The organism is Bradyrhizobium sp. 17 (assembly GCF_023073515.1).
GTDB lineage: Bacteria > Pseudomonadota > Alphaproteobacteria > Rhizobiales > Xanthobacteraceae > Bradyrhizobium > Bradyrhizobium canariense_D.
The window spans coordinates 19,732-39,709 of the sequence record NZ_JADPJQ010000037.1 but is presented as its reverse complement, the minus strand read 5'-3'; the positions used below and the strand labels follow the sequence as shown (position 1 = coordinate 39,709).

At 65.3% G+C, this 19,978-nt stretch carries 16 protein-coding genes; 10 read left to right on the top strand and 6 right to left on the bottom strand.

The window, feature by feature from the left end; genetic code table 11:
* Positions 1-7 precede the first annotated feature (7 nt).
* The gene (gene alkB, locus IVB13_RS07270; protein ID WP_204513909.1) at positions 8-661 is read left to right on the top strand and encodes a DNA oxidative demethylase AlkB; all 654 of its coding nucleotides are present in this window, start codon (positions 8-10) and stop codon (positions 659-661) included.
* 169 nt (positions 662-830) lie between these two features.
* Here alkB and IVB13_RS07265 read toward each other — a convergent pair whose 3' ends face one another.
* The 6 genes from IVB13_RS07265 to hpaH form a co-directional block, all read right to left on the bottom strand.
* Entirely contained in the window at positions 831-2,459 is a 1,629-nt protein-coding gene (locus IVB13_RS07265; protein WP_247488109.1) for a thiamine pyrophosphate-dependent enzyme, read from the bottom strand.
* Positions 2,460-2,484: 25 nt separating this feature from the next.
* Positions 2,485-3,354 carry a fumarylacetoacetate hydrolase family protein gene (locus IVB13_RS07260; RefSeq protein WP_085352198.1) on the bottom strand — a complete coding sequence of 290 codons (870 nt, stop codon included), beginning with the start codon at positions 3,352-3,354 and terminating at the stop codon, positions 2,485-2,487.
* 3 nt (positions 3,355-3,357) lie between these two features.
* Positions 3,358-4,341, bottom strand: coding sequence for a 3,4-dihydroxyphenylacetate 2,3-dioxygenase (hpaD, locus tag IVB13_RS07255; protein ID WP_085352199.1), 984 nt, complete (start codon positions 4,339-4,341; stop codon positions 3,358-3,360).
* Between the two features lie 66 nt (positions 4,342-4,407).
* Positions 4,408-5,946, bottom strand: a complete 1,539-nt coding sequence (gene hpaE, locus IVB13_RS07250) for a 5-carboxymethyl-2-hydroxymuconate semialdehyde dehydrogenase (protein WP_085352200.1) — start codon at positions 5,944-5,946, stop codon at positions 4,408-4,410.
* The gene (locus IVB13_RS07245; RefSeq protein WP_085352201.1) at positions 5,939-6,337 is read right to left on the bottom strand and encodes a 5-carboxymethyl-2-hydroxymuconate Delta-isomerase; all 399 of its coding nucleotides are present in this window, start codon (positions 6,335-6,337) and stop codon (positions 5,939-5,941) included. The genes hpaE and IVB13_RS07245 overlap by 8 nt, the downstream gene beginning before the upstream one ends.
* 30 nt (positions 6,338-6,367) lie before the next feature.
* Positions 6,368-7,174 carry a 2-oxo-hept-4-ene-1,7-dioate hydratase gene (gene hpaH, locus IVB13_RS07240; protein WP_204510654.1) on the bottom strand — a complete coding sequence of 269 codons (807 nt, stop codon included), beginning with the start codon at positions 7,172-7,174 and terminating at the stop codon, positions 6,368-6,370.
* Positions 7,175-7,284: 110 nt separating this feature from the next.
* On the opposite strand from hpaH, the gene hpaR reads away from it, so the two are divergent.
* From hpaR to folE, 9 genes are all read left to right on the top strand, one after another.
* Positions 7,285-7,803, top strand: a complete 519-nt coding sequence (gene hpaR, locus IVB13_RS07235) for a homoprotocatechuate degradation operon regulator HpaR (RefSeq protein ID WP_247488107.1) — start codon at positions 7,285-7,287, stop codon at positions 7,801-7,803.
* Positions 7,804-8,043: 240 nt separating this feature from the next.
* Complete coding sequence (locus tag IVB13_RS07230) at positions 8,044-8,820, top strand: aldolase/citrate lyase family protein (protein WP_018456947.1); 777 nt, start codon at positions 8,044-8,046, stop codon at positions 8,818-8,820.
* Between the two features lie 93 nt (positions 8,821-8,913).
* Positions 8,914-10,437 (top strand): altronate dehydratase family protein, encoded by a 1,524-nt coding sequence (locus tag IVB13_RS07225; RefSeq protein WP_247488105.1) that lies wholly within the window; start codon positions 8,914-8,916, stop codon positions 10,435-10,437.
* A 104-nt stretch (positions 10,438-10,541) separates the two neighbouring features.
* Positions 10,542-13,811 (top strand): transglutaminase family protein, encoded by a 3,270-nt coding sequence (locus IVB13_RS07220; RefSeq protein ID WP_247488103.1) that lies wholly within the window; start codon positions 10,542-10,544, stop codon positions 13,809-13,811.
* A gap of 27 nt (positions 13,812-13,838) precedes the next feature.
* Complete coding sequence (locus tag IVB13_RS07215) at positions 13,839-16,376, top strand: circularly permuted type 2 ATP-grasp protein (RefSeq protein WP_247488101.1); 2,538 nt, start codon at positions 13,839-13,841, stop codon at positions 16,374-16,376.
* Positions 16,373-17,251 carry a transglutaminase family protein gene (locus IVB13_RS07210; RefSeq protein ID WP_247488099.1) on the top strand — a complete coding sequence of 293 codons (879 nt, stop codon included), beginning with the start codon at positions 16,373-16,375 and terminating at the stop codon, positions 17,249-17,251. Before IVB13_RS07215 ends, IVB13_RS07210 begins: the two co-directional genes overlap by 4 nt.
* 210 nt (positions 17,252-17,461) lie before the next feature.
* Entirely contained in the window at positions 17,462-18,289 is an 828-nt protein-coding gene (locus tag IVB13_RS07205; protein ID WP_026233269.1) for a metal-dependent phosphohydrolase, read from the top strand.
* A gap of 12 nt (positions 18,290-18,301) precedes the next feature.
* Positions 18,302-19,192: an alpha/beta hydrolase gene (locus IVB13_RS07200; RefSeq protein WP_247488097.1), complete on the top strand. Its 891-nt coding sequence runs from the start codon at positions 18,302-18,304 to the stop codon at positions 19,190-19,192.
* A gap of 137 nt (positions 19,193-19,329) precedes the next feature.
* Positions 19,330-19,956 carry a GTP cyclohydrolase I FolE gene (gene folE, locus IVB13_RS07195; protein ID WP_018456940.1) on the top strand — a complete coding sequence of 209 codons (627 nt, stop codon included), beginning with the start codon at positions 19,330-19,332 and terminating at the stop codon, positions 19,954-19,956.
* Positions 19,957-19,978 lie beyond the last annotated feature (22 nt).

Here is a 19,978-nt window from a genome sequence, read left to right as displayed (position 1 = left end):
GCTGCCGCTGATGGGGGATTTGTTCGATAATGTCGCCGAAGCTCAGCCGTCGCGCGAGAAGATCGCCGACGGCGCCGTGCTGCTGCGCGGCTTCGTCAAGCCGATCGAAAGCGAGTTGATCGATGCGGTGCGCGCCATCGTGGCGCAGTCGCCGTTCCGGCGCATGACCACGCCCGGCGGGCATCTGATGTCGGTCGCCATGACCAATTGCGGCGAGCGCGGCTGGATCACCGATCATACCGGCTATCGCTATGATCCCATCGACCCGCGGACCGGGGCGCCGTGGCCGGCGATGCCACCCGTGCTCCGCGATCTCGCCCGCCGCGCGGCGGAGCAGGGCGGCTTTACTGGCTTTGCGCCCGATGCCTGCCTCGTCAACCGCTATGAGCCTGGCACGCGGCTGTCGCTGCATCAGGACAAGGACGAGCTGGATTATTCGGCGCCGATCGTCTCGGTCTCGCTTGGGCTACCTGCGACCTTCCTGTTCGGCGGCCTGGCACGCAACGACAAGCCGCGCCGGTTCCGGCTCGTCCATGGCGATGTCGTGGTCTGGGGCGGGGCTAGCAGGCTCGCCTATCATGGCGTCGCGCCGCTCGCCGATGGTGAACATGCGTTGCTCGGGCCTAAGCGGATCAATCTGACCTTCCGCAGGACGCGCTGATCTTCCTTCTCCCCTTGTGGGAGAAGGTGCCTTCCCGAAAGGGAAGGCGGATGAGGGGTCTCCATCCGCGGAGACAGACCCCTCATCCGTCTCGCTGCCGCTGCGCGTCAGCGATCCACCTTCTCCCGCAAGGGGAGAAGGAAAGAGTTCCGGAACGACGATGCTTCGTTTACGGCTTCGGCGGGTGAATGAACGCCCACGGGCTGACTTCCGAATCCCGCGTCACTTCCACCGAGATCAGATACGGCCCGCCATGGGCGAGCGCCTTCTCCATCGCCGCCTTGAACTGGTCAGGCGCGGTGACGCGCGCGGATGCGACGCCAAAGGACTCCGCCAGCTTGACGAAATCCGGGTTGATCAGATCCGACGCCACCACGCGGCCGTCGAAGCGCTCGCGCTGGTCGCGGCGGACATTGCCGTAGGCGTTGTTGTTGAACACCAGCGTCACCACGCCGATGTTGAATTGCACGGCGGTGGCGAGCTCCTGCACGCCGAACATGAAGCCACCGTCGCCGGTGATCGCCACCACCGGCTTGTCGGGATTGGCGACCTTGGCGCCGAGCGCGGTCGGGAAGCCCGAGCCGAGCGTGCCCTGATAGCCGGATGTGATGAAAGTGCGCGGCTCGTAGATCGGGAAGCCGTACCAGGAGGCGAAGCCGAACTGCGACAATTCATCGGTCACGATCGCGTTCGCCGGCAGCACCTCGCGCAGAATGTTGAGATACGCCATCTGCGGCTGGATGCGCTGGATCTCGGCTTGCGCCGTCGCAGTCACCTCGCGGATGTCTCCCCGCCGGCCGCTGGTCCTGGCATAGCCGGCCCTCTTCACGGCGGCGACGAGATCGGCCGCCCCGGCCTTGGCATCGGCGACGATAGCGACATCGGAGGCGACCCGGCGCATCTCGGCCGGATCGATATCGACACGAATGGATTTCAGCCCCTTCGGCTGATACGGCCAGCGGAAGCCCGATGCCGGCAGTTCGGCGCGCGTGCCGATCGCGATCATCAAATCGGTTGTCGGCCACAGCTTGTAGGCCGCCGCCATCGTGAGTCCAAGCTCATGCGCATTGGAGACGATGCCGCGGCCGCTGCGGAAGGCGACGACAGGCGCGTCGGTCATCTCGGCGAGTTCGAGAATCTCCTCGCGCGCTTCGATTGCGCCGCTACCGACGAAGATCATCGGCGCCTTGCTGTTCCTGATCAGCGCGGCCGCTTGCTTGATCATGTCAGGGTCGGGCTGCGGCGCGGGCAGCGGCTCCAGCACTTGCGCAGCCGCGGTGTCGGCGCGCTGGGTGAAGACGTCCCAGGGCATCTCGACCGAAGCGGGGCCACGCCGTCCGGACGTCATCTCCTGGAAGGCGCGCGCGACGGTGGTCGGCGCGTTGCCGGGATATTCGATCCGGTCCGCCCATTTCACATAGGTGCGTAAGGTCGCGAGCTGGTCCGGCATCTCATGCAGATGGCCGCGGCCCTTGCCGAGAAATTGCGTCGGCACCTGGCCGGTGACGCACAGCACCGGCTCGTTGCAGCCGAAGGCGGTGAGCAGCGCGGCGCTGGCGTTGAGCACGCCGGGGCCGGGCACCACGCTGAACACGCCGGGCCTGCCGCTGGAACGGGCATAGCCGAACGCCATGTAGCCGCAGGCCTGCTCGTGCCGCGCGCCGATCACCTTGAGCTGGGCCTGGTGGAAGGCGTCGAACAGGCCGTAGACCTGCGCGCCGGGCAGGCCGAACACGGTGTCAACGCCATGAGCGACAAGGCCGCTTACGATCGCTTCGCCGCCGGTGAGGGTGGTCATGGCATTATTCCATTTCAATCGGTGTTCAGGCTTCGTTGACGACGCCGTTTCGCAAGGTCCCGATGCCATCGGACGCGACTTCGATAACATCGCCCGGCTTCAGATAGCGCGGCGGATCGAACCGCGCGCCGGCGCCGGTCGGCGTGCCCGTGACGATGACGTCGCCGGGGACAAGCGTTGCGAAGGTCGAGATATAGCTGATGAGATAGCGGAACGGGAACATCAATCGGCTGGTGCGGTCGTCCTGGCGCAGCTCGCCATTGACATGCGTGGTGAGGCGGATGTCGGCAATCTGCGATTCCTGCGTGTAGGGCACCAGCCACGGGCCAAGGCTGCCGCTGGAATCGAAGTTCTTGCCCTGCGTGACGTTGAACTTGGCATGGCGCAGCCAGTCGCGCACCGAGCCTTCGTTGCAGAGCGTCAGCGCGGCGATGTGATCGAGCGCAGAACTTTCCGGAATGTGTCGGCCTTGCTTGCCGATCACCAGCACGATCTCGCCCTCATAGTCGAGCTGCGCTGAGGCGCGCGGGCGCACCAGCGGCGTGTCGTGGCCGACAAAGGAGCGCGGCGAGCGCATGAACATGCTCGGATATTTCGGTGCGTCCTGGCCGTCCTTGTACTCGGCATTGCGGTCGGGATAGTTGACGCCGATGCAGATGATTTTTTCCGGCGCGGGCACCGGCGGCAGCCAGATGATGTCGCCGAGCGCGAGATCGGGCGTGCGGCCGGTGGCCTCCTCGGCGAGGCTCGCGAGCTGTCCTGCCGCGATCACCTCGCGCAGCGTCGGATAGTCCTTTGCGTGGCGCGCGGAGAGATCGACAATGCCGCCGTCGACGACGGCGCCGTACTTCGTAGCACCCTTGACGGAATAGGTGGCGAGGCGAGGGAGATTCATTGCTTAATCCGCCACCAGCACGTCGGCCACGAACTTCGGTTCACGCACGGTCTGCCCGGAGAACGGCGAGCCCTGCTCGAACCAGGAGCGCGGGGCGGGCGCGCCCCACAATGTCTGGCGGCGCGGATCGCGCAGCGACCAGCGCAGCGGCTCGTGGTCGTGATCGCCGGTGAAATAGTCGCTGGTGTAGAGCTCGAGACGGTGTCCATCGGGGTCGCGGACGTAGAGAAAGAATGCGTTCGAGATGCCGTGGCGCCCGGGGCCACGCTCGATGTTCTTCACGAAGCCCTGCGAGGCCATGACGTCGCAGAGGTGGATGATGTTCATCGCCGTCGGCGTCCAGTAGGCGAAGTGGTGCAGCCGCGGGCCCTTGCCGTTGGTGATGGCAAAATCGTGGACATTGCCCTTGCGATGCATCCAGGCGGCGGCGATGCGCCCGTTCGGTCCGTCCTCCTCCGCGTATTCGGTGAGGCGAAAGCCGAGCCGGGCGTAGAATTCGACGGTGTCCTGCACCTCGGCGGCGAACACGTTGAAATGGTCGAGCCGCTGCGGATGGCAGCCCCTGTAGAGATCGTAGCGGCGCAGCAGATGCGGCCGCCGGTCCATCGACGCATATAGCTCGATCTGGAAGCCGAACGGATCGGTGAACTGCAGCGTGCGGCCCTGGAACGGCTGATCGACGAAGGCGTAGCCAAGGCCGTTCTCGGACAGGAACTTCGCAGCCTTGTCCAGATCCCCGTCGTTGCCGACCTTGAAGCCGAGGCGGTTGCAGGCAGGCGCGGCCGCCTTGCGCAACACCAGCGAGTGATGCTGATGCTCCTCGGCCGCGCGCAAGTAGACGACCTTGTCGTCGGCGTCCTCGACATGCAGGCCGACAACGCTTTCATAGAACTCGCGGCTGAGCTTCAGGTCGGTGACGTCCAGCACGGCGTGGCTGGAGCGGATGATGTTGAACGGCGGCTCGAAGATATGTTGCGGTACGGGCATTGCGTTTCCCCTCTCTAGACCCAGCCATTCCTCGTTGGCGCTCCGCGCGCCGAGGAACCGCGGGCGTTAGATTCCCAGCTTCTGAATCTTATGCGTGCCCCGCGCCAGCGAGACGTGCTTGGTTTCCATGTAGAAATCGAACGAGTAATCGCCGCCGTCGCGGCCGATGCCGGAGGCCTTCATGCCGCCGAACGGCGTCGGCAGATGGCGGACGTTTTCCGAGTTCAGCCAGATCATGCCGGCTTCCAGCGCATCCGCGACACGCAACGCGCGGCCGACATCGTTGGTCCAGACATAGCCGGTCAGGCCGTAGCGGATGTCGTTGGCGATCTCGATCGCGTCTGCTTCGTCCTTGAAGGGCAGCACGGTGAGGAAGGGGCCGAACACCTCTTCCTGCGCCACGCGCATCTTGCCGTGAGCGCCGGTCACCAGGGTCGGCTCGACATAATATCCGCCGCCCGGGCCATCATAGGCCTTGCCGCCGACGGCAATCGTCGCGCCGTCCTGGCGTGCGACGTCGAAATAGGAGCAGACCTTCGCGAGATGACGTTCGTGGATCAGCGGCCCGATCTCGGTGGCGGGATCGAGGGGATGGCCGACCTTCAGCGCTTTCACCCGTGCGGTCAGCTTTTCGACGAATTTTTCGGCGATGCCGGCCTGGATCAGCAAGCGGCTCGACGACGTGCAGCGCTCGCCGTTGAGCGAGTAGATCATGAACACGACCGCATCGAGCGCGCGGTCGAGATCGGCGTCGTCGAACACGATCACCGGGTTCTTGCCGCCGAGTTCGAAATGCACGCGCTTCAAGGTCGGCGCGCCCTGAACCATGATCGCCGAGCCCGTCGAACTTTCGCCGACGAAGCCGATCGCCTTGATGGCGGGATGCTCGGTCAATGCCTTGCCGGCCTCTTCGCCAAAGCCATGTACGGTATTGAGCACGCCGTCGGGCACGCCGGCTTCCTTGACGAGCTTCGCAAGAATGGCCGCCGTGACCGGCGACCACTCCGCCGGCTTGTGCACGACGGTGCAGCCGGCCGCGAGGGCAGGGGCGATCTTCCAGGTCGAGAGCATGAACGGCGTATTCCACGGCGTGATCACGCCGACCGGGCCGATCGGCACGCGCGTCGAGACGTTCCAATGCTCGTCGCTCGGTGTGTTCTGGCCGTCGCGCGCCTCGCCGCATCTGTCGGCGAAGAAGCGGAAATTCTCGGCGGCGCGGATCGCGGCCTTGGCCATGAAACGATAGGCCTGGCCGGTGTCGATGCATTCGAGCACCGCGATGTCCTCGGCATTGTCCTCGATGGCGTCGGCGACCCGATGCAGCAGCTTCTTCCGCATCGCCGGTCCCATGTCGCGCCAGGACTTGAAGGCCAGCGCGGCAGCGGTGGCGGCGCGATCGACATCCTCGGCATTGCCGCGGGCGACGCTCGCCAGCGTCGCGCCGTCGACCGGCGATTTCGTCTCGAACGTCTCGCCGGAGATCGACGGCACGATCTTGCCGTCGATCATGTGGCCGATACCGTCGGCACGCAGCGTCTTCAGCAGCGGTGCGATGCGGTCGCGATTGGCCTGGAATACGTCGGTTTTCGGCGTGGGCTTATCCATGGGCGGCCTCCGCTTTCAGAGCGTCGTGGATGTTGTTGCGCTTCCAGCTCGTATCCTTGTCGTTGATCTGCATGTCGAACGAGAGCGCGAATTTCGAGCTTGCGAAGACGGGATCAAGATGGCGGGAGAGCGCATGGAAGATTTGTTCGCCGGCTTTCTTGCGGGTTGGCAGATCGCGGCCTTCGCCGATGCGCAGCACCATGTCGAGAAAGCCGTAGTCCTGCCGCGCATCGGCGATCGCATAATGCTCGCACCTCATGGCGCGGACGCGGATGCCGCCGAGCGGGAAGATGCCGGTCTCGACCGCAGCCTTGCGCACCACCTCGCACGCCGCGCCGATGTCGAGGCGGTCGTCGAGATTGGCCGAATATTCGATCGTGAAATGCGGCATCGCGGTTTCACTCCCTGTCTTTTTAGTCGTCTAAGCGAAGTAGCAGCTCACCGAGCCGTAGGCGCCATAATCGGCTTGAATTGTGTCGCCCTTGCGGGTCTCGATCGGACGGATGAAGGAGCCGGCGAGCACGATTTGCCCGGGCTCAAGCGCAAGGCCGAGCGGTGCGATCTTGTTGGCGAGCCAGGCGACTGCAGTCGCGGGATGATTGAGCACGCCGGCGGCAAGGCCGGTCTCTTCCAGCTGGCCGTTCTTGAAACAGAGCGCGCCGATCCAGCGCAGGTCCGCGTCCAGCGGGCGGATCGGCCGTCCGCCGAGCACGATGCCGGCATTGGCCGCGTTGTCGGCAATGGTGTCGAAGATCTTTCGGGTCGCCTTGGTCTGGGGATCGACGCGCTCGATGCGCGTGTCCAGAATCTCCAGCGCCGGCACGACGAAGTCGGTGGCGTTGAGCACGTCGAACAGCGTGCAGTCGGGGCCCGCGAGGCGCTTGCTCATGACGAAGGCGAGCTCGGCTTCCACGCGCGTCGCGATGAAGCGCTCCGTCGGGACGAGGCCACCATCGGCGAAGAACATGTCGTCGAGCAATACGCCGGAATCCGGCTCGTTGATGCCAAGCGCGCTCTGCATCGCCTTCGAGGTCAGGCCGATCTTGTGTCCCCGGACGATGCGCCCCTCGGCGACCTTGACGTCGACCCAGGCCTTCTGAATCGCGTAGGCGTCAGCGATGCTGATGTCGGGAAAGTCCTGCGAGAGCTGCCGGATCTGCGTACGGGTCTTTTCCGCCTGGTGCAGACGGTTCGCGCAAGCTCGGATATCGTCGTTTGAAAGCGCCACGTGTAATCTTACAAATCGTCGTGCCGGAAGATACTTAACATGTTAAGTGAATGCGTCAATCGCAAATTGGCTTGCTGCACTGCAAACGTTTCGCGGCTTGAAAGGGCGTCATGACGAAGAGACCGGCTGATCCTGCGAACGGAAGTGAGCCCGCCGTGCGGCAGGTGCCGATGCGCGACTTCTCGCGTTCGCTGCCGATGTCGTTGCTGCGGGCACGCGAGGCGGTGATGCGGCAATTCCGTCCCTCGCTGCGCACGCATGGCCTGACCGAGCAGCAATGGCGCATCCTGCGCGCGCTCGCGGCGATCGACACGGTCGAGGTCACGGAACTCGCGCGCACCGCGTTCCTGCTCGGCCCGAGCCTGTCGCGCATCCTGCGTGATCTCGAGGCGCGCAATCTGATCGAGCGCAAGACCGCCAAGGCGGACCAGCGCCGCAGCATGGTCTCGATCTCGGAAAAGGGCGTGAAGCTGATGGCTTCCGTCGCGCCGTCCTCCGAAGCGATTTATGCCGAGATCACGCGCCGCTTTGGCGCACGCAAGCTCGTCGAATTGCAGGAGATGCTCAGCGAGCTCGAACAAAGTCTCGCAGGGCTCGGCGCGGGCGAGGAGGCAAGTGCCGTGGAGTGAAAGCAGATATGCGCGAGCGCGCGGCAACAATCATGGACATCGCCGCAGTTTTTCGCTCAAAGTGCCCCGCAGCCGATGCGCAAAAATCGGCGCGCCGGGACGGATTGCGCCGCCTTTGCCAAGTGAAACCTTGCGTCATCGCGAGCGTAGCGCGGCGGTCGGGTTCGCGCTAATAACGGCATCGTGCTGTCGCGGCGCTCGTCATGGTGACGAAGGTCCAAAACAAAGAAGGAAGGCAACGTGGCGAACAAGGTCAAGGAAATCTGGAAGTCGGGCAAGGCCGTGGTCAACGCGTGGCTCGCGATTCCCTCCGGCTTCTCGGCCGAGATGATCGCGCAATGCGGCTTCGACAGCGTCACCGTCGACATGCAGCACGGCGTGCAGGATTATCTGTCGATGGTGCAGTGCTTCCAGGCGATGGACAAGCATCCGATCACGCCGATGGTCCGCGTGCCCTGGAACGAGCCCGGCATCATCGGCAAGGTGCTCGATGGCGGCGCCTATGGCGTGATCTGCCCGATGGTCAACACGCCGCAGGAAGCCAGGAACCTCGTCTCCTATGCCAAGTACCCGCCGAAGGGCGTCCGCTCCAACGGCCCGATCCGCGCCGGCATGTACGGCACCGCGGGCTCCTACCAGAAGACGGCCAACGACGACATCGTGCTGCTGCCGATGATGGAGACCAAAACCGCGGTCGAGAACATGGAAGCGATCTTCGACGTCGAAGGCATCGACGGCGTCTATATCGGCCCGTCCGACCTCGGCTTCTCCTACGGCCTCGAACCGAAGCTCGATCGCACCGAGCCCGAGATCCTTGCGATCTACGAGAAGATCATCAAGGAGTGCGGCAAGCGCGGCCTCAATCCGGGCATCCATTGCAGCGGCGCCGAAGGTGCCGCGCGCGCCATCAACATGGGCTTCAAGCTGGTGACGCTCTCGAACGAGGTCGGCCTGATGACGACCTACGCCAAGATGCAGGTCAACGCCACCCGGAAGGATTCCGGCGGCAAGGCCTGAGAACTCGCGAATGGCGATGGGGAGTAGCGAATGAGCTGCTCCCCTTTTCCATTCGCCACTCGCTACTCACTATTCGTCTGAAGGAGACCTCCCATGACCATCAGCCCCGTCATTCGCCTGCATCCCGATGATGGCGTGCTGATCGCGCGCGCGAGCTTGTCGCCGGGAACATTGGTGGCCGACGGCGTGACGACGGTCGAGCGCATTCCTTCCGGCCACAAGGTCGCGATCAAGCCGATCGCATTGGGCGAGCCGGTGATACGCTACGGCCAGATCATCGGCTTTGCGACGGTGCCGATCGCGCCGGGCCAGCACGTGCACGTGCAGAACTGCGGCATGGGCGATTTCGCCAAGGACTATGCCTATTGCGTCGACGTCAAGCCGACGCCGAATTTCGATCTGCCGGCGAGTTTCGAAGGCATCCGCCGTCCGGACGGCCGCGTCGCCACGCGCAACTACATCGGCATCCTCACCTCGGTGAATTGCAGCGCGCATGTCGCAAGCCTCGTCGCCGACGTCTTCAAGAAGAATCCGTTCACCGGCGACAATCCGCTGGCCGACTTCCCCAATGTCGACGGCGTGGTCGCGCTGACCCACAAGACCGGCTGCGGCATGACGCAGAACGAGCCCTTAGCGCTGCTCCGCCGCACGCTCGGTGGTTATGCACGGCACGTGAACTTCTCTCATGTGATCGTGCTCGGCCTCGGCTGCGAGGTGAACCAGATCGGCGGCCTGATGGAGGAGCAGAAGCTCGCGGGACGTCTGCGTGCGATGGACATCCAGGAGGTCGGCGGCACCCGCAAGACGGTGGAAGCCGGAATTGCCTTCGTACGCGAGGCACTCGCGGAGTCCAACAAGGTCAAGCGCGAGTCCGTTCCGGTGAGCGAATTGACCGTGGCGCTGCAATGCGGCGGTTCGGACGGCTATTCCGGTGTTTCCGCCAATCCGGCGCTGGGTGCGGCCAGCGATCTCATCGTACGTCACGGCGGCACCGTGATCCTGTCGGAGACGCCGGAGACCTATGGCGCCGAACATTTGCTCACGCGCCGCGCCGTCAGCCGCGAGGTCGGCGAGAAGCTGGTCGATCTCATGCGCTGGTGGGACGAATACACGACGCGCGAAGGCGCCGAGATGAATGCCAATCCCAGCCCGGGCAACAAGGCCGGCGGCCTCACCACCATTCTGGAGAAGTCGCTCGGCGCGATGGCGAAGGCCGGCACAACCAACCTCGTCGAGGTGCTGCGCTACGCCGAACCCATCACCAAGAAGGGTTTCGTGTTCATGGACACCCCCGGCTACGATCCGGTCGCCGCGACCGGGCAGGTCGCCGGCGGCGCCAATCTGGTCTGCTTCACCACGGGCCGTGGCAGCGTGTTCGGCTGCAAGCCGGCGCCCTCGATCAAGCTCGCCACCAACACGCCCATGTACAAGCGCATGGAAGAGGACATGGACGTCAATTGCGGCACCATCCTCGAAGGCGAGGAGAGCGTCCAGCAATGCGGCCAGCGCATTTTCGATCTCATCCTCAAGACCGCGTCGGGCCAGCCCACCAAGAGCGAGAGTTTTGATTTCGGCGGCGCCGAGTTCGCGCCCTGGGTACTGGGCGCGACGATGTAGCAAAGGCACAGCCCGTGCCGTAGGCACGGTCTGCCCGTTGTTAGTGCTTGATCGAGGTCACCAGCGGTGTTCTGCTCAAAAAAGCTGCTGGAGTACCGCACCCCGTGTCGATCTACGTCGCACTACACCACGTCACGCACTACAAATACGACCGTCCGATCGATCTCGGCCCGCAGACCATCCGTCTGCGGCCGGCGCCGCATACCCGCACGCCGATCCTGAGTTATTCGCTCAAGGTCACTCCGGCCAATCATTTCGTGAACTGGCAGCAGGATCCGCTGGGCAATTGGATCGCCCGTTACGTCTTTCCGGAGAAGACGACCGAGCTCAAGATAGAGGTCGATTTCACGGCGCAGATGACCACGGTCAATCCGTTCGACTTCTTCGTCGAGCCCTATGCCGACAGCTTTCCGTTCGAATATACGCAAGATCTCAAGACGGAACTCGCGCCTTATCTCGAGACCGTCAAGCCCGATCGGCTGTTCGCGAAATATCTCGATACGATCCCGCACGAAGCCCCGAACACCGTCAACTTCCTGGTCGATCTCAACAGGGAGTTGCAGAAAAGGATCGGCTACGTCATCCGCATGGAGGCGGGCGTGCAGACGCCGGAGGAGACGCTCTCCTCCGCGGCCGGCTCATGCCGTGACTCCGCCTGGCTTCTGATCCAGACCTTCCGTCACCTCGGTCTCGCCGCCCGTTTCGTCTCCGGCTATTTGATCCAGGTCCGTCCCGACATCGATCCGATCGAGGGGCCGCCGGAGGTCGAGAACGATTTCACCGATCTGCACGCCTGGGCCGAGGTCTACCTGCCGGGCGCGGGCTGGATCGGCTTCGACGCGACCTCGGGCATGCTTGCGGGCGAGGGCCACATCCCGGTCGCCGCGACGCCGCACTACCGCTCGGCGGCGCCGATCTCCGGCGGCGCAGGCTTCGCCGAGGTCGAATTCGCCTTCGACATGAGCGTCAAGCGCATTCGCGAGGCGCCGCGCATCACAAAGCCGTTCTCCGACGAATCCTGGATACGGCTGAACGATCTCGGCGAGCAGGTCGACGGCGATCTTGCGGCCCAGGACGTGCGTCTGACCATGGGCGGCGAGCCGACCTTCGTCTCCGTCGATGATCTCGAAGGCGCCGAGTGGAACACGGACGCCGTCGGCCCGACCAAGCGCGGGCTCGCCGACGATCTGATCCGCCGCCTGCGCGCGCGTTTCGGACCCGGCGGCCTGCTGCACTTCGGGCAAGGCAAATGGTATCCCGGCGAAAGCCTGCCGCGTTGGGCGTTTGGCCTGTACTGGCGCAAGGACGGCGTGCCGATCTGGAAGAATGCCGACCTCATCGCCAGCATCGAAAATCCGCGGTCGGCGCAGGCCAAGGACGTCCAGGCGTTCGTGGAGGGCACGGCGCTGCGGCTCGGGCTCGATCCCGGCTACATCATGCCAGCCTATGAGGACACCGCGTACTGGCTGCAGAAGGAATCCGAGCTTCCCGTCAACGTCGATCCCTCCGATTCCAAATTGTCCGATCCGGAGGCCCGCGCGCGGATGGCGCGGGTGTTCGAGCAGGGGCTCAACAACCCTCGCGGCTTCGTGCTGCCGGTGCAGCGCTGGAATGCGGCGCCACGCTGGCGCAGCGAGCGCTGGCAGCTCCGGCGCAGTCATCTGTTCCTGATGCCGGGCGATTCGCCGCTCGGCCTGCGCTTGCCGCTGGACTCGCTCGGCTATGTCCCGCCCGATCAATATCCCTACATCGTCGAGCGGGATCCGATGGAGGCCCGCGGCAAGCTGCCGGTGTTCAGCCTTCCGGCGCGTCCGGACGCGCCGGAGCGGCTCGAGCCCGAACAGCTCAACACCTCGGTCCCCGTCCGCACCGCGATGTCGGTCGAGGTCCGCGACGGCGTGCTCTGCGCCTTCATGCCGCCGGTCGAGCAGATCGAGGATTATCTCGAGATGATCGCGGCGCTCGAAGCGACTGCCGAGGAGATGCAGCTCCAGGTCCATGTCGAGGGTTATCCGCCGCCATTCGATCCGCGTGTCGACGTGATCAAGGTGACGCCCGATCCCGGCGTGATCGAGGTCAACGTCCAGCCGGCAAAGAACTGGCGCGAGGCGGTCGACATCACCGTCGGGCTCTATGAGGATGCCGGCAAGACACGCCTCGGTGCCAATCGCTTCCTGGTCGATGGTCGCCACACCGGCACCGGCGGCGGCAATCACGTCGTGGTCGGCGGCTCGAGCCCGCAGGACTCGCCGTTCCTGCGCCGGCCTGATCTGTTGAAGAGCCTGGTGCTGCACTGGCAGCGGCATCCGTCGCTGTCCTATTTTTTCTCCGGCCTGTTCATCGGCCCGACCAGCCAGGCGCCGCGCATCGACGAAGCCCGCCACGACAGCATTTACGAGCTCGAGGTCGCGCTCACGCACGTGCCGCCGCCGGGCACTCAGGCGCCGCTGTGGCTGGTAGATCGCTTGTTCCGGCATCTCCTCGTCGACATCACCGGCAACACCCATCGCGCCGAGATCTGCATCGACAAGCTCTATTCACCGGACGGCACGACCGGCCGCCTCGGTCTCGTTGAATTCCGCGCGCTCGAAATGCCGCCGGATCCACGCATGTCGCTGGCGCAGCAGCTGCTGATCCGCGCGCTGATCGCAAAATTCTGGCGCGAGCCGCAACAAGGCAAGTTCGTGCGATGGGGCACCGCGCTGCACGACCGCTTCATGCTGCCGCACTTCATCTGGGAGGATTTCCTCGAAGTGCTCACCGAGTTGAAGCAGTCCGGGTATCCGTTCGAGCCTGAATGGTATCTGGCCCAGCTCGAATTCCGCTTCCCCGCGTTCGGCCGCATCCATCATGGCGGCGTGACGCTGGAGCTGCGGCAGGCGCTGGAGCCTTGGCACGTCCTCGGCGAGGAGGGCTCGGCCGGCGGCACCGTGCGCTATGTCGACTCGTCGGTCGAGCGGCTTCAGGTCAAGGCGGAAGGCTTCGTCGCGGGCCGCCATATCGTCGCCTGCAACGGCCGCCGCCTGCCGATGACCGCCACCGGCCGCTCTGGTGAAGCCGTGGCCGGCGTCCGCTTCAAGGCCTGGCAGCCGGCCTCAGGCCTGCACCCGACCATTCCCGTTCATGCGCCCCTGACCTTTGACCTCATCGACACCTGGAACGGCCGCTCGCTCGGCGGCTGCGTCTATCATGTCGCCCATCCGGGCGGCCGCAGCTACGACACCAAGCCCGTCAACACCTACGAGGCCGAGGCGCGGCGGCTGGCGCGCTTCCAGGACCATGGCCATACGCCGGGTCCGATGCAGCCGCCGCCCGAGGAACGCACAAATGAGTTTCCGCTGACCCTCGACTTGCGGACCCCGCTCCTGCAATGAGTATGATGCCGGGGCAGGGAGTGGCGCATGGCCGAGGGCGCAGCCGAAGAGGACGACAAGGCGGGTCAGGCGCAAGGTCAACGTGATGGCCAGCGCGAAGGCCAGCGCCGCTTCGCGCAATGGGTCCGCGACTACAGGCGCCTGCCCGACATCCCCGACGAGTTTCTCGGCCCGGACGGCAAGCCCCGCGCGGTCTGGAGCCGCTTCTTCGATGCCTTCGGTGCGCTCGCGCCCGATGAGGTTGAGCGGCGGTTTGGCATGGCCGACCGTCATCTCCGCGAGGCCGGCGTCACCTATCGCGCGCCCGGCGAGAGCGCCGACCGGCCCTGGTCGATCAGCCATCTGCCGCTGCTGATTGACGAGGCCGACTGGAAGCAGCTGTCCGACGGCATCACCCAGCGCGCCGAGTTGCTCGAGCTCGTGCTGCGTGACATCTATGGCGAGGGCCGCCTCGTCGCCGAAGGCGCGCTGCCGGCGGCCGCGATCGCGGGGAGCCCCGAATATCTCCGTCCCGCCTGCGGCGTGCCGCCGCCGGGCGGGCGCTATCTCTCGCTCTATGCCGCCGATGTCGGCCGCGGGCCCGACGGACGCTGGTGGGTGCTCGGCGATCGCACGCAGGCGCCGTCGGGTGCGGGCTATGCGCTGGAGAACCGCCTGGTGCTCTCGCGCGCCTTCTCGGACCTCTACAAGTCGATGAACGTGCCGCGCGTCGCGCCGTTCTTCGAGGCGTTTCGCGACAGTCTTCGGGCGCGCGCCGACCGCGACGAGCCGCGGATTGGCGTGCTCACGCCGGGCAGCTTCAGCGAGACCTATTTCGAGCACGCGACGTTGGCGCGCTATCTCGGCTTCCTGCTGGTCGAGGGCGACGATCTCGCCGTCAGCGACAATCATATCCACATCCGCACGGTTGCAGGCCTCAAGCGCCTCGACGTGCTGCTGCGCCGTGTCGATTCCAATTCGCTCGATCCGCTCGAGCTCGATGCCTCGTCACGGCTGGGCGTCCCCGGCCTGATCGACGTGCTGCGCAAGGACGGCGTCGTCGTCGCCAACATGCCGGGCTCGGGTGTCCTCGAGGCGCGCGCGATGCTCGGCTTCCTGCCGGCGCTCAGCCGCCGGCTGCTCGGCGAAGAGCTGAAGATGCCGCACATCGCGACCTGGTGGTGCGGCCAGCGCTCGGCGCGCGACGAAGTGTTGTCGCGGCTCGACGAGGTCGCGATCGAAGGCGCGTATCGGCGCGGCGTTCCCGGTTTCGACAGCAACGGTCCGGTGCTCGCGAGCGAACTCGACGCCGCCGGGCGCCGGCGCCTGAGCGACGCCATCGCTGCGCGCGGCATGGACTATGTCGGCCAGGAGGTGGTGCGGCTCTCGACCATGCCGGTGTGGGAACAGGGGCAAATCACGCCGCGTCCCTTCGTGCTGCGCGTGTTCGCAGCCGCGACGCCGGACGGCTGGGCCATCATGCCCGGCGGCTTCTGCCGGATCGCCGAGCAGCCGGATGCGCGCGCGGTGTCGATGGGCGACGGCGCGCGCTCCGCCGACGTCTGGGTGGTCTCGGACAAGCAGGTCTCGACCGCGACGCTGCTGCCTGCGGTCGACAAGGTGCGCATCCGCCGGATCGCCGGCGTGCTGCCGAGTCGCGCCGCCGACAATCTGTTCTGGCTCGGCCGCTATCTCGAACGCGCCGAGGCGACGCTGCGGCTGGTGCGGGCGCTGGGCTCGCCGAGCGGGCCCAACAAGGGCACCGCGGCCTCGCTGCAATCGGCGGAGCGTATCCAGCGCCTGCTGGTGACCTGGGGCGCGATCTCGCAGACCTCGCGCGCGGCGCCCGGCCGCATCGTTGCCGAAGCGCTGCAGAGCCCGGAGCGTTTCGGCTCGGCACTGTCGCTGGTCCGCGCGGCCCAGCGCACGGCGACCTCCTTGCGCGAGCGGCTGTCGCCCGATGCCTGGCAAGTCATCACCGAGATGGTCGAGCGGCTGGCGGTCGAGGTCGAGGACGACGACAGCGTGCTGAGCGCGGCCGAGTTGACCTTGCAGGAGCTCGCGAGCTTTGCCGGCCTTGCGCATGAGAACATGAACCGCGCCGCCGGCTGGCGCTTCCTCGATATCGGTCGGCGCACCGAGCGCGCCATCAACACCACGCGCTTTGCCCGGCAGTTTGCCTATGACGAGGCCGGCGACGAGGATCTCGATATCCTGCTGACGCTGGTGGATTGCCAGATTACCTACCGCTCGCGTTATCTGCTGGCGCCGATCCTGGCGCCGGTGCGCGACCTCGCCGTGCTCGACAGCTACAATCCGCGTTCGGTGGCGTTCCAGGTGACGACGCTGAACGAACACATCGCCGCACTGCCGAGCCTGAAGGAGCACGGCCTGATCGAGAAGCCGCAGCGGCTTGCGGTCGCGCTGCAGGCGATGCTTGCGACCGCGGAGGCCGAGAAGCTCGAGGTCAAGACGCTGTTCGCCCTGGAGCAGGATCTGCTCAGCCTCGCCGAGGCGGTCGGGCAGCACTACTTCCCGCACGGTCCCAATGCGAGCCGGCCGGAAAAGCTGACGGGGCTGGCGTGATCTACGATATCCGTCACGTCACCACCTACGAATACGAGAGCCCGGTTAGCTTCGCGCGCTGCACGCTGCGGCTGGAGCCGAGGAGCGGCAATGGCCAGGAGCTGATTTCGCATAAGGTCGAGATCCGTCCGCGCCCTGCGGAGCGTAGCGTCCGGCGCGATTTCTTCGGCACCTTGACCGAGAGTGTCGTGATCGAGGCCGCGCATCGCACCCTGCGCATCGATTCCCGCTCTCGCGTGAAGGTGTCGCGCCAGCCGCCGGCGCGCGCCGCTGTCAGCCCGGCCTGGGAGAACATTCGCGACATCGCCTTCGAGGCGACGAGCCTCGGGCCGTCCTCGCCGGTCGGCTATGTCTTTGCGAGCCCGCTAGTGCCGGTGCTGGGACCGGTCAGCGCCTATGCGGCGGAAAGCTTTGCGCCCGGCGCGGGCATCCTTGCCGGGGCGGTCGATCTGATGCATCGCATCCGCACCGAATTTCGCTACGACCCCAAGGCGACGGTGATCTCGACGCCGCTCAACGAGGTCTTCGTCAAGCGCCATGGCGTCTGTCAGGATTTTGCCCATGTGATGATCGCGGGCTTGCGCGGGCTGGGCCTGCCCGCGGCCTATGTCAGCGGATATTTGCGCACCATTCCGCCGGCGGGCCAGCCGCGCCTGCAGGGCGCCGACGCCACCCATGCCTGGGTGTCGCTGTGGTGCGGGGACGAGCTTGGCTGGGTCGATTTCGACCCGACCAACGATCTTATGGTTGCTGGCGACCATATCGTGCTCGCGGTCGGCCGCGACTTCTCCGACGTTTCGCCGGTCGACGGCATCATCGTCGGCTCGCCGAAGCAGAAGCTCGACGTCGCCGTCGACGTGCTGTTGGTGGAATGATTGCGGGTCCTGCCCGCGACACCCATCCCGGGTGTGGCGGGTCTGCACCGCAACCGCGATATCGCGGGGCACAAACCGCAACATATTTCCGAGTTTGCGCCCCCGGGTTTGGCCAGTCGGCCAAGATGGGCTATGCTGGCGCCTGCTCGAGGACGAGAATGAGACGTCGGGAATTGGCGTGGAAAACCACCGACAGACGGGGCTGCATCCATGATGACGTTACCGAAACTGGCGGCGGACTCCCTTGAAAAATTGCTGGGCTCGTTCATGCGTCGCCGGTTCGACGAGCCCTCTGCGCGCATCGTCGAGAGCGCAACCCGCACGGCGATGGAATGCATCGGCAATAGCGACGCGCTTTATCACAATATCGAGCATACGATGCTGGTGACGCTGGCGGGTCACTCCATCCTCAGCGGCCGATATCTTCACGCCCATCTGTCGGCGGAAGACTATGTCCATGTCCTGATCGCCTGCCTGGCCCATGACATCGGCTATGTGCGCGGCCTGTTCGAGGAGGATGACACCGATGGCTTCGTCATCGATGCAGCCGGCACCAAGGTGTCACTGCCGCGCGGCGCCTCGGATGCAAGCCTGATGATGTATCATGTCGACCGTTCCAAGCTTTATGTTTCGCGGCGGCTGCGACACATTCCGGGGCTCGATCCGGAGCGCATCGCCCGCGCCATCGAGGGCACCCGGTTTCCGGCCCGGGAAGGCCAGGACTATGACGACGAGGCCTCGATCCTGCGCGCCGCCGACTTCATCGGCCAGCTCGGCGACCCCAATTATCTGCGCAAGGCCAATGCGCTCTACTACGAGTTCGAGGAAGTCGGCATCAACCGCCAGCTCGGCTACGATTCGCCGGCCGACATCGTGAACCGCTATCCGCAGTTCTATTGGAATAGCGTCGCGCCGCACATCCAGACCGAGATCGGTTACCTCAACAAGACCGAGATCGGTCGGCAGTGGATCGCCAACCTCTACAGCAACGTGTTCCGCGCCGAGCGTGACATCACGTTATCCGGGCCGCAAAAATAGCTCCGCTTTCTAATGCAACAAAAAACGGTCACCACCGATATCCTCGACATCGCCTATCGCGAATACGGCGCGCCGGACGGCTGGCCCTGCATCATGGGTCACGGCTTTCCCTACGACGTGAACGCCTATGCCGAGACCGCGCCGATCATGGCGCAAGCGGGCGCCCGGGTCCTGGTGCCCTGGCTGCGCGGCTACGGGCCGACGCGATTCCGCTCCGCTGCGACGTTGCGCTCCGGCGAGCAGGCGGCGCTGGGCGCCGATCTGCTGGCCTTCATGGATGCGCTTGGAATTGCGCGCGCGGTCGTCGGCGGTTACGACTGGGGCGGGCGCGCAGCCTGCGTGGTCTCGGTGCTGCATCCGGAGCGCGTGATCGCGCTCGTCTCGGGCAATTCCTACAACATCCAGAACATCGCGCGCTCGATGGAGCCGGCTTCGCCACCGGAGGAGGCGGCACTCTGGTATCAATATCTCTTCCACAACGAACGCGGCCGCCGTGCGCTGGAGCGCAACCGGCGCGGTTTTGCGCGCCAGCTCTGGTCGATGTGGTCGCCGAGATGGGCCTTCGACGACGCGACGTTCGAGACCAGCGCCATCTCGTTCGACAATCCCGATTTCGTCGATGTCGTGATCCACTCCTATCGACATCGTTACGCGCTGGTCGCGGGCGATCCCGCCTATGCCGCGATCGAGGCGAAGCTCGCCGCCCAGCCCCCGGTTCGGGTACCGACCATCGCGATCGACGGTGACAGCGACGGCGTCAATTCCGGCACCGCTCACCACGCAGGCAAATTCGTGGGCTTTTTCGAGCGGCGCGTCTTTACAGGGGCCGGCCACAATTTACCGCAGGAGCGGCCGGCCGAATGGGCCCAGGCCGTGCTCGATGTACGGAAAGCGGCCTCATAGCGCCGGATTTCTCGTCCCGCTGTCTTGCCGCTCTCATAGCTTCCAATTTTTCCTGATTCCGGGAACCTTTTCCAATCGCAGCCGTCCAAGCTGTGGGGCCGCGTTCTGTATGCGGTTCGTTGCAGGGGAGGTTTTCGATGAAGACGCAAACGCGCAGGCTGGAACGTGTCGCGGTCGCGCAGGCGCCGAGCGAGCGGCCTGAGAGGGCGGAGGTCGAGCAGGCGATCCGGACCATGATCCGCTGGGCCGGCGACGATCCCGCGCGCGACGGTCTGCGCGATACGCCGGACCGGGTCGCGCGCGCCTTCGAGGAGTATTTCTCCGGCTATGCGCAGGATCCGACCGAAATCCTGCAAAAGACCTTTGAGGAGATCGAAGGCTATGACGAGATGATCGTCCTGCGCGGCGTTCGCTTCGAAAGCCATTGCGAGCACCACATGGCACCGATCGTCGGCCGCGCCTGGGTCGCTTATATCCCGCAAGGGCGCGTCGTCGGCATCTCCAAGCTCGCGCGTCTCGTCGACATCTACGCCAAGCGGCTTCAGATCCAGGAGAAGATGACCGCGCAGATCGCCAACACGATCAACGATGTGCTGAGGCCCGAAGGCGTCGGGGTCATCATCAAGGCGACGCATCACTGCATGACCACGCGTGGCGCACATAAGCCCGGGACAGATCTCGTCACCAGCCGCATGCTCGGCGTGTTCCGCGACAATGCGTTGACGCGCCAGGAACTGCTGGGGCTGGCCAATTCGGACGATTGATCCGCGACGGCTCAAGGAGGCA